Annotated in this window: 16 protein-coding genes and 1 tRNA gene; 13 read left to right on the top strand and 4 right to left on the bottom strand. The window is 64.4% G+C overall.

What is annotated here, in order from left to right; translation table 11 throughout:
- Window positions 1–376: 376 nt before the first annotated feature.
- Window positions 377–1,546, bottom strand: a complete 1,170-nt coding sequence (locus BN1233_RS31890; RefSeq protein ID WP_046867668.1) for a zinc-dependent alcohol dehydrogenase — start codon at window positions 1,544–1,546, stop codon at window positions 377–379.
- A gap of 14 nt (window positions 1,547–1,560) precedes the next feature.
- Window positions 1,561–2,298, bottom strand: coding sequence for an SRPBCC family protein (locus BN1233_RS46200; RefSeq protein WP_082145771.1), 738 nt, complete (start codon window positions 2,296–2,298; stop codon window positions 1,561–1,563).
- A gap of 370 nt (window positions 2,299–2,668) precedes the next feature.
- On the opposite strand from BN1233_RS46200, the gene BN1233_RS31900 reads away from it, so the two are divergent.
- The 8 genes from BN1233_RS31900 to BN1233_RS31935 all read left to right on the top strand — a co-directional run bounded on the left by BN1233_RS31900 (window position 2,669) and on the right by BN1233_RS31935 (window position 10,188).
- Window positions 2,669–2,884 carry a hypothetical protein gene (locus BN1233_RS31900; protein WP_046867669.1) on the top strand — a complete coding sequence of 72 codons (216 nt, stop codon included), beginning with the start codon at window positions 2,669–2,671 and terminating at the stop codon, window positions 2,882–2,884.
- A gap of 148 nt (window positions 2,885–3,032) precedes the next feature.
- Window positions 3,033–4,793, top strand: a complete 1,761-nt coding sequence (locus BN1233_RS43620; protein ID WP_210168229.1) for a PAS domain S-box protein — start codon at window positions 3,033–3,035, stop codon at window positions 4,791–4,793.
- Between the two features lie 245 nt (window positions 4,794–5,038).
- Complete coding sequence (locus BN1233_RS31910) at window positions 5,039–6,214, top strand: zinc-dependent alcohol dehydrogenase (RefSeq protein WP_046867670.1); 1,176 nt, start codon at window positions 5,039–5,041, stop codon at window positions 6,212–6,214.
- A gap of 19 nt (window positions 6,215–6,233) precedes the next feature.
- Window positions 6,234–6,833 (top strand): hypothetical protein, encoded by a 600-nt coding sequence (locus BN1233_RS31915; protein WP_046867671.1) that lies wholly within the window; start codon window positions 6,234–6,236, stop codon window positions 6,831–6,833.
- 92 nt (window positions 6,834–6,925) lie between these two features.
- Entirely contained in the window at window positions 6,926–8,086 is a 1,161-nt protein-coding gene (locus tag BN1233_RS31920) for an SMP-30/gluconolactonase/LRE family protein (protein ID WP_046867672.1), read from the top strand.
- A 29-nt stretch (window positions 8,087–8,115) separates the two neighbouring features.
- Window positions 8,116–9,267, top strand: coding sequence for a potassium channel family protein (locus BN1233_RS31925; RefSeq protein ID WP_046867673.1), 1,152 nt, complete (start codon window positions 8,116–8,118; stop codon window positions 9,265–9,267).
- 14 nt (window positions 9,268–9,281) lie between these two features.
- Window positions 9,282–9,524 (top strand): hypothetical protein, encoded by a 243-nt coding sequence (locus BN1233_RS31930; RefSeq protein ID WP_046867674.1) that lies wholly within the window; start codon window positions 9,282–9,284, stop codon window positions 9,522–9,524.
- 358 nt (window positions 9,525–9,882) lie between these two features.
- Complete coding sequence (locus tag BN1233_RS31935; protein ID WP_046867675.1) at window positions 9,883–10,188, top strand: transposase; 306 nt, start codon at window positions 9,883–9,885, stop codon at window positions 10,186–10,188.
- A 727-nt stretch (window positions 10,189–10,915) separates the two neighbouring features.
- On the opposite strand, the gene BN1233_RS31945 is transcribed toward BN1233_RS31935, so the two are convergent.
- A tRNA-Ser gene (locus BN1233_RS31945) sits at window positions 10,916–11,005 on the bottom strand.
- 161 nt (window positions 11,006–11,166) lie between these two features.
- On the opposite strand from BN1233_RS31945, the gene BN1233_RS31950 reads away from it, so the two are divergent.
- Window positions 11,167–11,514 carry an MmcQ/YjbR family DNA-binding protein gene (locus BN1233_RS31950; protein ID WP_046867677.1) on the top strand — a complete coding sequence of 116 codons (348 nt, stop codon included), beginning with the start codon at window positions 11,167–11,169 and terminating at the stop codon, window positions 11,512–11,514.
- 36 nt (window positions 11,515–11,550) lie between these two features.
- Here the strand turns inward: BN1233_RS31950 and BN1233_RS31955 are convergent, their stop codons facing one another.
- Window positions 11,551–12,723, bottom strand: coding sequence for an RtcB family protein (locus tag BN1233_RS31955; RefSeq protein WP_046867678.1), 1,173 nt, complete (start codon window positions 12,721–12,723; stop codon window positions 11,551–11,553).
- Window positions 12,724–12,987: 264 nt separating this feature from the next.
- Between BN1233_RS31955 and rplU the strand changes: the two genes are divergently transcribed.
- From rplU to obgE, 4 genes are all read left to right on the top strand, one after another.
- Complete coding sequence (rplU, locus tag BN1233_RS31960; protein ID WP_046867780.1) at window positions 12,988–13,365, top strand: 50S ribosomal protein L21; 378 nt, start codon at window positions 12,988–12,990, stop codon at window positions 13,363–13,365.
- A 36-nt stretch (window positions 13,366–13,401) separates the two neighbouring features.
- A complete protein-coding gene (gene rpmA / locus BN1233_RS31965; protein WP_046867679.1) occupies window positions 13,402–13,668 on the top strand; it encodes a 50S ribosomal protein L27 in 267 nt (88 codons plus the stop codon).
- 178 nt (window positions 13,669–13,846) lie between these two features.
- The gene (locus tag BN1233_RS31970; RefSeq protein ID WP_046867680.1) at window positions 13,847–14,488 is read left to right on the top strand and encodes a GNAT family N-acetyltransferase; all 642 of its coding nucleotides are present in this window, start codon (window positions 13,847–13,849) and stop codon (window positions 14,486–14,488) included.
- A gap of 102 nt (window positions 14,489–14,590) precedes the next feature.
- Window positions 14,591–15,625, top strand: coding sequence for a GTPase ObgE (gene obgE / locus BN1233_RS31975; protein WP_046867681.1), 1,035 nt, complete (start codon window positions 14,591–14,593; stop codon window positions 15,623–15,625).
- Window positions 15,626–15,655 lie beyond the last annotated feature (30 nt).

Genomic DNA, 15,655 nt, shown 5'->3' on the forward strand with positions numbered 1-15,655 from the left:
AGCATGCCATTGCCTGGAGTTCCCGGCGCGAATGACCGGATTTGGCACGAAGCTGAAGTTGGTCGAACTTCCGCAATTGCGAAGTGAGCGGTCCTTCCAGTTCGGGCGTCCTAGGATCGAGCTGACTCCATGCGGACATTCACAATCTCTGCTTGGGGCGGCGAACGGGCCACACAGCCTGAGGACTTGATGCCACGTCAGCCAGGTGGCACTTAGCGATAGTGTACAAGGGCCTCAATGCCGCTGTGCTCAACTCTGGTGCTCAGTGGAAGTTCGTCCATCGCGTACTCAGGGCACATGACAAGGTCGGGAGCATGCATCCTGTATCCCCGATAATTCCAGAGCCCTAAATATTGTTATGGGGATCGCTCTGGTTTTAGGGAATGAACACGGAGCGGACGCAACCGTCCTCCTTGTGCTTGAACATGGCGTAGCCATGCGGCGCATCTTCGAGCGAGAATCGATGCGTCGCCAGGAACGATGGGTTCAGCTCTCCCTTCTGGGCATGGTCGAGCAGGCGGTCCATGTAAGCCTGCCCATGCTGCTGGGCCGTGCGCACCGTCAGGCCCTTATTCATGATCGCCCCAATTGGAAACTTGTCCATTACGCCGTAGACGCCCAGGATCGAAAGTGTCCCCCCCTTGCGGCAGGCCAGGATTGCCTCGCGTAGCGCTTGGCCGCGATCTGTGTGCATGTACATGAGCTGCTTGGCGCGATCGTAGGCGTATTGCAGACCGGTGCCGTGCGCCTCCATGCCGACCGCGTCGATGCAAGCGTCAGGGCCCCGGCCACCTGTCATTTCCTTGAGCACCTCCAGGACGCTGTCGACCTCCTCGTAGTTGATGGTCTCGGAGCCGACATGCTCGCGGGCCATCTGCAGCCGCTCAGGCAAGCGGTCGATCCCAATCACCCGCTCGGCCCCCATCAGGAAGGCGCTCCTCTGGGCCATCAGGCCGACGCCGCCGCAGCCCCACACGGCCACCACGTCGCCGGGCTGAATGTTGCAGAAATCCGCCCCCATGTAGCCGGTCGGGGCAGCATCGGAGAGAAACAGCACCTGCTCGTCTGGCAGACCATCCGGCACCTTGAAGCAATCGTTGTCGGCAAACGGCACGCGCACATACTGGGCGTGCGCTCCGGCATAGCCGCCGAACGCGTGGGTATAGCCGTAGATGCCGGCTGTCGGATAGCCAAAGATGGGCTCCTGCAGCTCGGGCTTGGGATGGGTGTTGTCGCACAGTGAATAAAGTTTGTTCTTACAGTACCAGCACTGGCCGCAGGTGATGAAGGACGGCACCACGACCCGATCCCCCTTCTTGACCTTCTTCACCTCAGGCCCGACGTCCTCGACCACGCCCATGAACTCATGACCGATCACGTCACCGGCCTTCATAGTCGGGATGTAGCCGTCGATGAAGTGCAGGTCCGAGCCGCAGGTGGTCGACATGGTGACCCGCAGGATGCAGTCATGCGGATTGACGATCTCGGGATCCTTGACGGTCTCGACACGTAGATCGTTGACGCCGTTCCAGATGAGCGCACGCATGAGAAGCCTCCTCGTCAGCGAGGGTCGGGCCGAGCCGCCGGCTGGCGCTCGGTGGTGGGGATTTCGCCGGTCTGGACGAGGGCCTTGAAGTAGTGCAGCGACTTGCTCGCAAGCGCCGCCGGTACCGTATTGCCCAGCATCTGGGTGGCAATCCGGCCGAGCATGCCACCGGGCGGATCGAGGCTGGCGCGCAGGACCACCACTGTGCCGCGGTTGCCGGCAGCGGGGCGGAAGCGCACGGACGCTTCCCGGATCAGAGCGCCCGCGCCTTGTGCCTCCCAGCGCATGAACTCGCCCGGCTGGTCATCGGCCAAGCGCATGTCCCAGGAGCCAAGATTGGGTCCGGCGCTCCAGCGTGTCTGCCCGTCACCCGTGGGCTGGACATCGGCAAAGGGCGCCATGATCCGCCTCAAGGTTTCCGGATCGCGCCAGCGACGGTAAAGTTCGTCCGCGGGAACGTCCTCGATCGTAATCGAGCGCTCGACCTCCGGCTCGTGGCCAGCAGCCGATCGTCGGTTCGGACCTGTCCTGGTCCGGCTCCCGGTATGGCGCATTTGGGCGTCGATCAGACCGATGGCGGCCACGCCGGCAGCGGCCGCGAGGGCAAGTCCAACTATGCCAAGGCTAGAACGGCCCCCGAGAGCATCCTGTCGCCGTTGGCCCGGCCAGGACTGCGCGGCTCCCGTTGCTTGAGTGCGAGCCGGACTATCGTTGCGGACCCGTCGGGGGAGTCCATCGTGTTGGTCCGCCATGGCACACCTCAGTGGTGTTGAGGGACTTCAGCAGCGTCCCACCTGATGAGATCGGATTACTGACGTAAGCTATCGTCGTTGGGCGCGATTCGTGGAGGTAACGGTTGCAAGGGCCTAAACGCATACCGGTCGATTCCTGAGGGAAGGTACGTGGTTGCGAACCAAACAGTATGGGCCGGCCTCTATCAGCCCACCCGCAAATCACAGAGCGGCCAATGCAGGTTCAGTCGTCTTCCGGGTGGTAACTACCGCCCTGATCGCATCAAAGCCCTTGGAGCATCCGTCGTGATCGTTTCACACGATCTCCCACGCTCGGCCGAGGACGGCACAAGCCCTGGTTCGGACGGCTCGGCGAACGCCCTTCCGCCGGATGGCCTTCTCGTCGTACCCGTCCGCTGAGCGCTCCATCGCGGCAGTCCAGCAGGCGGTGAGGGAGGAGCGTCAGATCGGCCTCCTGATGCAGCGGGACGCGGAGGTGGCCGACCCGGCCGCGATCGAGCGCATCATGGCTGGCCTCGAAATGCGCAGCCGTCTCCTGAACCCAAAGGAGCGCGAGATCGTTGCCTCCCGCGAGAAATGCTCATGATGTTTTTCCAGGCGAATGAATGAGCAGCCCGGAAGGATTTCCCGACGGCGGCATCATGGGCGAATGCATGCGAACCCACGACTGGGCTGCCACGCCCCTTGGGCCAACAGAGACTTGGCCTCAGTCGCTCCGCACGGCAGTGAGCATCATGCTGAGCTCCGCCTTCCCGACCTACCTGGCGTGGGGGCCGGAACTGACGAGCTTCTACAATGACGCCTACATTCCGATCATGGGTGACAAACCCAACGGCCTCGGGCGGCCGCTCCCCGAGGTCTGGTCGGAGGTGTGGGACATCATCGGTCCGATCACCAAGCGGGCCATGCGCGGCGAGGCCAGCTACTTCGAGGACCTGCCACTGACGCTTATGCGGCGCGGCTATCCCGAGGCAACATGGTTCTCGTTCTCCTACAGCCCCATTCGGGATGAGACCGGCGGGGTCGGCGGTATCCTGTGCACTGTCTATGAGACCACCCAGCGTGTCCAAGCCGAGACTGCCCTGCGCCGAAGCGAGGCGCGGCTCCAGGCCGCCATCGATCTCGTCGATGTCTCACCCTACACTTGGGATTCGGCAACCGGTGCGCTCGACTGGGATGCTCGCCTGAAGGTCATGTGGGGCCTGCCGGCGAATACGCCCGTCTCCTGGGATGTATGGATGTCTGGCATTCATCCCGAGGACCGAGCTCAGGTCGAAGCTACTCTCGCCAATTGTGTCGATCCCACGGGTGATGGTGTCTATCACACCGACTATCGCGTCATCGGGATTGAGGATGGGGTCGAGCGCTGGGTCTCCACCCATGGCCGGACCACCTTCGAGCATGGCCGGCCCGTGGGGTACATTGGAGCCGCCTTGGACATCACGGAGCGCAAGCGCGCCGAGACGGCCCTGCGTGAGAGCGAGGAGCGCTTCCGGCAGTTTGCCGAGAACTCCAGCAATACACTTTGGATCCTGAACTTCGAGACGATGAACCTCGAATACCTGAGCCCCGCTTTCGAAACCGTTTGGGGCGAGCCGCGGGAGGAAGTGCTCGGCGATTCCAGCCGCTGGAGCCGCTTCCTCCATCCGGATGATCGAGAACGCGCGCGAGGCGCGCTTGAGCGCGTCAGACTGGGCGACAGCTGCACTGAGGAGTTTCGCATCATCCGGCAGAACCGGGGCGTGCGCTGGATCCGCAACACCTTCTTCCCCATTCGCGACGCGCGGGGCCAGATCCGCCGAGCCGGCGGCATTGCCCAGGACATCACCCGCCATGACGGACGCTTCGTGTATGTGGTCGATGCCGATGAGCCCTCGCGTCAAATCCTAACGCGAGGGCTGCGCGACGCCGGCTATGACGTGAGAGCCTTCGCGTCCGGCAAGGCCTTCCTGGAGGCGGCCCCGGCTCTCGCGGCCGGGTGCGTCGTTCTCGACATTTGCCGGTCTGGCGCTGGTGGTCTGGTCATTCCGAGGGAGCTCAAGGCCCGGCGCATCGGCCTGCCAGTCATTGTTCTGGGGGACGCCAAAGGCGACGTGACCTTTGGGGTGCAGGTGATGAAAGCTGGAGCCGTGGACTTCCTGCCGGTCCCGTACGGTTCGGACCAGCTTCTGGCCGCAGTGGCGTCGGCCGCAGCCAGCACCCGTGGGGAGGATGAGCAGAACCAGGAGGCAGGCCGGGCGCGGCTTCGGATTGCCGAGATGTCGGAACGGGAGCGCGAGGTCCTGGCAGGCTTGTTGGCCGGCAAGACCAACAAGGAAATTGGACGGGACATCGGCCTCAGCCCTCGGACGGTAGAGACCCATCGGGCCCACGTTATGCAGCGGCTTGGCGTACAGACCCTGTCACAAGCCGTGCTGGTCGCAACCTCTGCGGGATTCCAGTCGCCCAGCCCAGGGCCGAAGGTGCCTCAGGGGTCAGGCTCGCCCGAAACCTGATCGTCTGTCAGGAATGTCCCGCTCGAATTGCTGTCCTCGCTAGAGGTGGGGAAAGCGGGAGGGCCGCGCTGCATCAAACGGAGCGGAATGTCCCTCAGGGATCATCCGCAGCACTTTTCCCGCACCGCAGATGTTTAGGGGCCACGAGCCCTGACGACCATCCCCGCAGAGACCTGCCCCGTGCCGTAACGAGTTCCGGACGCGGAAGCCTCTGTATCTTCGTTGGACAAGAGGAGGAGGAAGGCATGCGAGCCCTCGTTTGGCACGGCAAGGAAGATATCCGCTGCGACACCGTCACTGACCCTGAGATCGAGCAGCCGCGCGACGCCATCGTCAAGGTAACCAGTTGTGCGATCTGCGGCTCGGACCTGCACCTGTTCCACAACTTCATCCCGGCGATGCTGCCCGGCGATGTCATGGGGCACGAGATGATGGGAGAGGTCGTCGAGGTCGGGTCCGAAGCGAGGGGCAAGCTCAAGAAAGGAGATCGCGTCGTTGTCCCCTTCACGATTATCTGCGGCGAGTGCGATCAGTGCAAGCGCGGCAACTTCTCAGTGTGCCAGCGGAGCAACCGCAAGAAGGATCTCGCTGACAAGGTATTCGGCCACGCGACCGCGGGCTTGTTCGGCTACACGCATCTGACCGGCGGCTATCCTGGCGGACAGGCCGAATATCTCCGCGTTCCCTTTGCCGATGCGACCCACATCAAGGTGCCGGATGGGATCCCGGACGAGAAGGTTCTCTTCCTCGGTGACATCTTCCCGACTGGCTGGCAGGCCGCGGTCCAGTGCGACATCCAGCCGACGGACACGGTGGCGATCTGGGGCTGCGGTCCTGTCGGTCAGATGGCCATCCGCAGCGCCGTCCTCCTCGGCGCCAAGCAGGTGATCGCCATCGATCATTTGCCCGAGCGCCTGGAAATGGCGGAAGCCGGCGGCGCCATCACGATCAACTTCGATGAAGAGAGTGTGGTCGAGCGTTTGAACGAACTCACCGACGGCGAGGGCCCGGAGAAGTGCATCGATGCCATCGGCCTGGAAGCCCATGTCTCGCCCTCCATGCCGGATACGGTCTACGACCGCGCCAAGCAGATGCTGGGAGCCGAAAGCGACCGGCCGCACGTCCTGCGCGAGATGATCTATGTCTGCCGCCCGGCCGGAGTGATTTCGATCCCCGGTGTCTATGGTGGGTTGGTCGATAAGATCCCGATGGGTCAGGTGATGAACAAGGGGCTGACCATCCGGACGGGCCAGACGCACGTCAACCGTTGGACCGATGACCTTCTGCGTCGCATCGAGGAGGGGCAGATCGACCCATCGTTTGTCATCACCCACACCGTGAGCCTCGATGAGGGGCCCGAGATGTACAAGGTGTTCCGCGACAAGCAGGACAGCTGCATCAAGGTCGTCCTGAAGCCCTGAAAGGTCCGGGAGAGAAGACATGGCTTATTACATCTCGAACATTGCCCGGTCCAAAGGCGACCCGAAAGTCCTCCACTCCGGCCCCAGCTCGCTGGGCGCGGCCGACCGTCTGGCCAAAGCGTTGGGTTGGTTCAGCATCGGCCTGGGCATAGCGGAGCTGGTCGCGCCGGAGCGCTTCACCCGGGCGCTTGGCATGGAAGGCAAGGAAGGCCTTGTGCGGGCGTATGGCGTCCGCGAACTCGGGCATGGCATCGTCTCGCTCTCCCCCGACAAGCATCTCGGATTGTGGAGTCGCGTCGCCGGAGACGGACTCGACATCGCCACTCTGATGACGGCCATGCGGCACGACAATCCGAAGCGCGACAATGTCGGGATTGCTCTTGCGGCGGTGCTGGGAGTGACGCTGCTCGACATCATTGGCGCGCAGGGGGTCACGGCCCGCCACAGCCGCCCCCGTGGCCGGCTACGCTCCTACAGGGATCGGACAGGCTTCCCGCAGGGTGTCCAGGCGGCGCGAGGCGCAGCCAAGGACTTCCAGGTGCCGCCGGACATGCGGGCCGCACCAGCCCTCGCGGCGGTGTCTGATCGTGCTCCGCAAGAGAGGGCACGTCCTCACTGACCTAGCGACGATACGGCTGCGCTCGAGCGGCGTTCACGCTGTGAAGTGACAGCCGCATCCCACACGATCATTGCCACGCAATGGAGGTGACTATGCTCAGGCTCACACCGGTGACCCTGCTTTTCGGAACGCTCCTGGCCACCACATCCATGGCACAGCAGAGTGCAGCACCATCGCAAGGTCCAGCGCAACTGCAGCAGGTCGCCAGCTTTGAACACCAGGTGACCGGAGTGACCGTTTCGAAGGATGGGCGCATCTTCGTCAACTTCCCGCGGTGGACGGAGGATGCACCGATCTCGGTTGCCGAGGTGACGCGCGACGGCCAGATCAAACCTTACCCGGATGACGAGTGGAATTCCTGGCGCAATGCCAAGAAGAACCAGATGTCAGCCGGGGATCACTTCGTGTGCGTCCAGAGCGTCGTGGCCGATGCGCACGGCAATCTCTGGGTCGTCGATCCGGCCGCGCCAGCCACAGCACCCGTTGTTCAGGGTGGGCCCAAGCTCGTCAGGATCGACCTGAAGGCGAACAAAGTTTCACAGGTGATTCGCTTTGACGAGACGGTCGCGCCTCAAGGCAGCTACCTGAACGATGTGCGGTTTTCGCCGGATGGGCGGCATGCCTATCTGACCGATGCTGGGGCCAAGGGTGCTCTCGTTGTTGTGGATCTACAGAACGGCAAGGCTCGACGCGTCCTTCACGGCCACGCGAGCACCCAGCCGGAAAAGGATGTGGTGGTGAAGACCGATGGGCAGGAGTTGCGCCGGCCCGACGGGCGGGGGGTCGAATTTGCCGCCGACAGCATCGCGCTCTCTCCCGATGGGCGCACGCTCTATTGGAAAGCCCTGACCGGCCGGACCCTCTATCGCATCACGACGGATGCCTTGGAGAACCCACGTCTGTCTGAGAAGGACCTCGAAGCTCGTGTGGAGCGTGTCGCCGAAACCGAGCCGACGGACGGTCTTTGGATCGACGGGCGGGGGCGGCTTTATCTGAGCGCGATTGAGCAGGATGCAGTGAAGGTCCGCGATGGGGATCGCATTACCACCCTCGTCCAGGACAAGCGGCTGCGCTGGCCCGATACATTCTCGGAGGGACCCGACGGGACCATCTACGTCACCAGCTCCCGCATTCAGGACATGAGCTGGTTCAGGCCTGAGACCGGCCCACGCCTTGAGACGCAGCTATGGCGCATCGAGCCTGGACAGAACGGGAAGGCGACCGGCTCGGCCGGGCAGTCCCAACGACCCTGACGGAGCCGTTGGGATGACAGGAGGCAGCCATGATGGGGCGACTGGAGCAGGGCCTTGGAATACTGCTGATCCTGATCATTTTGCTCGATATCTTTCTGACGGTGCTCTACGCTCGGATCGGCACCAGCCTCATTGGGTCCAGGGTCGGGCGGCTGGTCTGGGCCTCCGTCGTCAAGGCCTCAAAGGTTTTTGGCCCTAGACAAGGAACCGTTCTGTCCTTCTGCGGTCCGGTCAGCCTCGTGCTGCTGGTTGGGGTCTGGGCTCTCGGGCTGACGCTCGGAGCAGCTTTGATCATGCACCCGGAACTCGGCACGTCCATCCGCGCCACCAACGGCGAGACGCCCACTGACTTCGTCACCGCAATGTATGCCGGCGGCACCAGCATGGCCATCGTCGGCGCGAGCGACTTCACCCCTCACACGAGCCCGACACGGCTGCTCTTCCTGTTCAACTCGCTGATCGGGATGTCGGTGATGTCGCTGACGCTGACCTATCTGATGCAGGTCTATACAGCGCTTCAGCGGCGCAACGTGCTGGCCATGAACCTTCATTTCCTCTCAGGGTGCACAGGCGATGCCGCCGAATTGCTGGCACGTCTCGGACCTCAGGGCCAGTTCAGTGGCGGCTACACGAATCTGTCGGAACTCGGCGTGGAGATGACCCAAGCCAAGGAGGCACACCACTTCTACCCGGTGCTGTTCTATTTCCGCTTCAGTGACCCATACCACTCGGTGTCCCGTTCCACGCTGGTCGCGTTAGACACGGTGAGCCTGATCAAGAACGCCTTGGATGATCAGAAGTACCGCTGGCTGAAGGAGGCAGGAGCCGTCGCGCAGCTGTGGGAAGCGTCGATGATGCTCGTCACCAGCTTGGAGAACACCTTTCTCCCCCATGGCGCACCGGACCGGGAGGTCCAACCGGACCCGCAGACCCGAGACCGCTGGCGAGCACGCTACCGTGCTGCCCTACTTCGGCTTCAGCAGGCGGGGATCCAGATCACGGCTGACGGGCAGGCCGGTGCCGAGGCTTACATCTCCTGCCGAATGCAATGGGACCATCACATCACGAACCTGGCCCCCTTGATGGCTTACAGCATGGAGGAGATTGACGCGGCAATGAGCGGTTTAGGATCGAAGGACAGCCCGAACGATCCCGGGTTCCGCCTACACGTGGCCGAATAGCAGGAGCTGATCCGATGGAGGCGAGAAGGTCGCTCAGCGAGACGGCCTGCGAGATCCTCGAGTTCTTTCGTGAGACCCACCGAAAACCCGGGGCTCGTATGACAATGGCAACACTGGATGCGCACTTCGGCACGGATCCTGCTGTCGCCGTGGCTGTGTCCGAGTTGACCCATCTCGGATATGTGACCACGCCCGACGCGGCAACAATCGAACTGACGGACCTTGGCTTCGACGCAATCCATCGTGGTGTTGCATGAACGTCTTCTTCTGGCACAGAGCGGAGTAGGCCGAACTTCCGCCTCTCGGTGCAATCCAGCCCTTCTCAAGGGACCAGGGCTCGCCGTCAAACCGTCGGGGTAACCCAAGCTCCCAATTTTCGTTCGGCTCCGGCCAAGCTCCCTGGCACAAGCGCGGCCATGCATCGGCTTATACGACAGCGCTAACCTGATCCGACGGCTTCCCGGCTGTCCGCGCTGTCCTGATCACGGCCAGTTCCGGCCGCCGGAGCCCGAGCATGCCTCTCGCCGTCACTTCCATGGAGTTCGCCATCCCGACCGCTGGGGGGCTGGGAAATACCGCGCCTGCCCTTCCTCACCGCGTGGGAGGTACTGAGCCGTGGCGCAATACTTCCTCCCGTCGCCCGAGGTGCGCGACCTGACCATCACCGAACTCTCCCACATCCAGGAGAGGACGGCCTACAAGTGGTTCCGGCAGGCCCGTTGGCCTGAGACGGACGGTGAGCTTTCCTGCCCGCGATGCGGCAACCTGCGCTGCTACGCGATGTCCCGGGAGCGCTTCAAGTGCTCCGCCAAGGAGTGCAAGGCGGTCTTCACCGTCACCTCCGGCACGGCCTTCGCGTGGCGCAAGCTGCCGTTCAAGAAGATGCTGCTGGCGATCTGGTTCAGAGCGTTCCTTGCATGAGGGCATGACAGGGATTGTTCGATATGAAGCCCTTCCTCATCACCGCCCTCGTCACGGCCGCATCTCCGGTGCTGGCACAGCCCCTCGCCGAGGAGAGCCGAGCGCGATTTCGAGAACTGACCGCGTGTGTTCAGATTTCGAGAACTGACCGCGTGTGTTCAGAAGAGCATCCCCGACGACGATGACAGGATCTCATCGGCAGAGGTGGTGGCCAGGGTTTTGGTCATGGTGTGTCGGAGCACGACATCGCAGCCCCGGAGCCCCGATCCTGCCGCCGTCACGGAGGCTTTGCACGACGCAGCGCTGGTCTCTGTCCTTCAGTCTCGGGTCAAGGCGCGTGCGCCTTGAGCGGCTTCACCGACCGTTGGCTCGCCGACGGGCGGCCACCCCGCCCGGCCGATTAAGGTATCACCATCACCGCGGGAGCGATGACCGCGCTCCCCGGCAGCGACGATCGAGAGACAACTTCAGTCCGCAATGGGAGAAGGAGTTCAAAGCTCTGAATTCGCGGAGTCGTGCGCGCAGGCGCTGAACTGGTGATTGGTATATTCATCGCTCGAACGACACATGCGGGAAGATATCAGCAGTCCGCAGGTGCGAACTTCCTGGGCGCTTCGGGCTGCAGTTCAAGCCCTGCCACATTTAATCGCAGCGAATCTGCAGAGTTGGGACTGGAATTGGGACTGGCGCTGAAACTGCTAGAAAAGCCAGCCAAATCAATGCTGATTGGCGGAGAGGGGGAGATTCGAACTCCCGATACGGTTGCCCGTATGCCGCATTTCGAGTGCGGTGCATTCAACCACTCTGCCACCTCTCCGCATGCCGAGGTCGGCGGTTGAGGCGGGGGCCATAGCATGCAGCTTGGCCCTCCACAAGCGTCCGGTTGCGTCGAAACGGAGTCGGCTTTGCCTCTGGGTGGGGAGGCCCAGCCGCATCTCGATCTCCCCGACACCGGCAGGCCCGGATAGGCTCGCTCCCATGCCCAACCCATCCAGCCGCCGCCTGCGCGAGATCTGCCTCGCCCTCCCGCACGTCGTCGAGGTCGAGACCTGGGGCGCGCCCACTTACCGCGTCGGCGCGAAGATCTTCGCCCTCGAGAATCACGTCGGTGGGAGAGTCTCGGTCTGGTGCAAGGCCCCGGAGGGCAGCCAGATGGTGCTGGTTGGCGCCGATCCAGATCGGTTCTTCATCCCACCCTACCTCGGCCACAAGGGCTGGGTCGGCGTGCGGCTCGACAATAGGTCCAACTGGGACGAAGTCGCGGCCCTTGTACGGCGCAGCTACCGGCTCATCGCGCCGAAGCGGCTTTCCGCGCTCGTTTCGTGATCTCCGGGCGGCGCCAGCCGCCCAGGCCCACACCGCTCAATCCTTGTAGGGGTCGCGCTCGTCGGGCCCGGCCATCGCCACCGCGAACGGCTTGAGCCGGTGCTGCACCCGGATGGTCTCGGCGTGGTGCGTCAGCACCTCGTCCAGCCGGCGGTAGGCCATCGGGCTCTCGTCCACGTCACCGCCGCGCAGGTGCACGCCCTTGCGGGCGAGCCAGGCATCCATCTCGGCCCGCGTGAAGCGCGGAGGGCGGATCCACTCGCCCCGCTTGTTGCGCTTCCCACGCGCCTCCGTCCGGCCGATGACCCGCCCGGAGCCATGGACCGTGGAATAGAGGCTCTCGGTCGCCACCGGGCTCTCCACGCCCTCGATGATCACGGCGTCGTCTCCCATCGAGCCGCCCACGAAGCCGCGCTGGCCCGGGAAGGCCGGGGTTGCGCCCTTGCGGACCACCCAGAGGTCGCGTCCGCCGTGCGTCTCGCGCCAGGCGAAGTTGTGGTGGTTGTGCACGCTGTCGGTCACCGTCCCGCCGATGATCCGGCGCACCTGCTCGACCACCCATTCCCGCCCCGCATAGGCATAGAGCCCGCCGAGCTCGAGCCCGGCGAGGTAGCTCTGCCCGAGCTCGGTGTCGGTGCGGACGATGGCCGGCTCCACCTCCATCCCGTCCTTCGCGCCGACCTTCTCGAGGTGCTGGGTCGTGATCTTGTGGCCGAGCCCGCGCGAGCCGAAATGCACGCCAATCCAGACGAAGCCCTCCTCGTCGTCGAACAGGTCGACATAGTGGTTGCCGGCGCCGACGGTGCCGAGCTGCTCCTGGGCCATCTTGCGCAGGTGGCTGGCGCCGGATTCCATCCAGAGGTCCAGGCGGTCGAAGAGCGGGTCGTCCACGGGCTTCTTGTTGCGCCGTCCGAGGCCGAAGCTCACCGTGCGCGTGATGTCGTCGAGGATCTTCGAGGCTTGCGGGCGGACCGCTGTCGCGGGCGTATCGAGGCGCACCGCCATGTTCCCGCAGGCGATGTCGAAGCCCACCCCGCTGATCGAGATATGCTCCTCGTAGGCCACCACGCCGCCGATCGGGTGCGCGTAGCCGAGATGCCCGTCGGCACAGAGCACGCCCTGGACGGCACTGCCCGTCTCCATGCAGCGGTCGAGCTGGCGAATCGTCCTGGGGTCGTGCTCTCCGAAAATCCTGATGGGCCGGCTCATCTCCCTCTCCCGGGTGCCGGGGTGCATGCCGCGGGGGCGAGAAAGGTTCCCGGAGAGGCGAGATCGAAGGTTCACGGCTCCCGTGCGACAGCGCACATCGCGCGGCCAAGCTGGCCATTATTCTCGTTTCCGGTTTGACAAAATCGGACCGTCACGGTAGGGAGCCGATCCTGCGCGGGCTCGTCCCGCGTTTTCATTTGCCGGAACTGCCAAAAAGCCGGCCCTGCGATTTTCGCGGAGAGCCGGATGAACACGAGGATGAAGATGTTCGCAGTGATCAAGACCGGCGGCAAGCAGTATCGCGTCGCCGCCGATGACGTCATCACCGTCGCCAAGCTCGAAGGCGAGCCGGGCTCGACGGTCACCTTCGACCAGGTGCTGATGGTCTCGAACGACAACGGCGTCGAAATCGGCGCGCCGGTCGTGTCCGGGCTCACCGTCAGCGGCGAGGTCGTGGAACATACGCGCGGCGAGAAGGTCATCGCCTTCAAGAAGCGCCGCCGGCAGAATTCGCGCCGCAAGCGCGGGCATCGCCAGGACTACACCGTGGTGCGCATTACCGCCATTGGTGGGCAGGCCGGCAAGCCCAAGGCGGCGGCAGGCACCGAGGCTGCCCCGGAGCAGCCGGCCGAGACCGCGTAACGGTTCGGCTCACCAGAAGAGATTAGGAGTAGAGCAATGGCTCACAAAAAAGCTGGCGGCTCCTCGCGCAACGGGCGCGATTCCGAAGGCCGTCGTCTGGGCGTCAAGAAATTCGGCGATGAGCGTGTGCTCGCCGGCAACATCATCGTGCGCCAGCGCGGGACGAAATTTCACCCGGGCGTGAACGTCGGCATCGGCAAGGACCATACCCTCTTTGCCCTTACCGACGGTCGAGTCCGATTCGGCGTGCGCGCTGGGCGCGCCTTTGTATCGGTCGTAGCCGCCCAAGAGGCAGCAGAGTAAACGGCGAGAGCTGACGCGAAGGAGCTCCCGCCGGTGTCCAACCAAACCGGCGGATCCGAGCTCCAGGGCTGATCAGAACAGCCAAGGCTCCAGATCCAAAAGGGGAGGTGGGACACCACCTCCCCTTCGCTTTTCCAAGGCCCTCGAGGGGGGCCGAAGTCTGGATCGGAGCTGAACGATGTTTCCCGACCTCACCCGTGACGACGTGTTCCGCCTGGAAACGCGCCGGCTGTGGCTGCGCTGGCCACGCCTGGCCGATGTCCAAGCCCTCGTACGTCTCGCCGGCGAGAAAGCGGTCGCGGAGATGACGGGCCGAATTCCGCATCCATACACGCCTGAGCATGCGGATTGCTTCGTCTTCGAAACGCGGCGGAACAATGCGAACGGCCACGGACTCACCCTGGTGATCACGCCGAAGGGCCGCCCGAACGCGGCGATCGGCGCGGTCGGCATCGAGCCCGACCCCGAGCATGGCGGGCCACGCCTCGGCTACTGGCTCGGCACGCCCCATTGGGGCAACGGCATCGCCACGGAGGCGGCGCGGGCGCTCATCGACGCGTTCTTCGCCTACACGCCGGAGCCCGAGCTCACCGCCTCGGCGCGGGTGATCAACCCGGCCTCCCGGCGCGTGCTCGAGAAGTGCGGCTTCGCCTTCACGGGTTCCGGGCTGATCGAGCTCGCCGCGTGCGGCGGCTACTATCCGGCCGATCACTTCCGGCTCGACCGCCGGGCGTGGGAGAGCCTGAAGAGCTGGGGTCATACGGGCTTCGTGCGCGACGTCGACGCCCCGTTGCCCGAGCTCGCGGAACTGGCATCGTAAACGCGGGAAAAGACGCCCGGCGGATCGTTTTCCGCCGGGCAGCCCGCCGGCTCGCCGGTGGCCGCGTTGCTCCGCGGCGTCACGGGTCCTAAAGGAGGCGGGATGAAATTCCTCGACCAGACGAAGATCTATATCCGCTCGGGCGATGGCGGCGCCGGCTGCGTGTCGTTCCGACGCGAGAAGTTCATCGAGTTCGGCGGGCCGGACGGAGGCGACGGCGGACGCGGCGGCGACGTCTGGGTCGAATGCGTCCAGGGCCTCAACACCCTCATCGACTACCGCTACCAGGTGCACTTCAAGGCCCGCAAGGGCGAGCACGGCATGGGCAAGAACCGCGCCGGCGCCAATGCCGACGACATCGTGCTGAAGGTTCCGGTCGGCACCGAGATCCTCGAGGAGGACGGCGAGACGCTGATCGCCGACATGACGCAGGTCGGGCAGCGCGTGCGCCTCGCCCGCGGCGGCAATGGCGGCTTCGGCAACGCCCATTTCACGACCTCCACGAACCGCGCGCCGCGGCGCGCGAATCCCGGGCAGGAGGGCGAGGAGCGCTGGATCTGGCTGCGCCTGAAGCTGATCGCGGATGTCGGTCTCGTCGGGCTGCCGAATGCCGGCAAGTCGACCTTCCTGTCGACGGTCACGGCCGCGAAGCCGAAAATTGCCGATTATCCCTTCACCACTCTGCACCCGGGCCTCGGCGTCGTGCGTCAGCATGGGCGCGAATTCGTGCTCGCCGACATCCCGGGCCTGATCGCGGGCGCGCACGAGGGCGCCGGGCTGGGCGACCGTTTCCTCGCCCATATCGAGCGCTGCCGGGTGCTGCTGCACCTCGTCGAGGGCACGAGCGAGCATGCCGGCAAGGCCTACAAGACCGTGCGCGAGGAGCTCGAGGCCTATGGCCATGGCCTCGCGGAGAAGCCCGAGATCGTCGCGCTCTCGAAGGCCGATGCGCTCGATCCCGACACCCTCAAGGATCAGCGGGCGCGCCTGAAGCGCGCAGTGAAGCGCACCCCGATCGTGCTGTCCTCGGCCACCGGCCAGGGTGTGCCGGAGGTCCTCAACGCGCTTCTCGCCGCGCTCGACGCCGCGAAAGAGGAAGAGGCCGCCGAAGCCCCGGCTGCGGAGTGGCATCCATGATTTCCGCTCCTAGCGGTTCCGGACGGATCG

Source organism: Microvirga massiliensis (assembly GCF_001006805.1).
Taxonomy (GTDB): domain Bacteria; phylum Pseudomonadota; class Alphaproteobacteria; order Rhizobiales; family Beijerinckiaceae; genus Microvirga; species Microvirga massiliensis.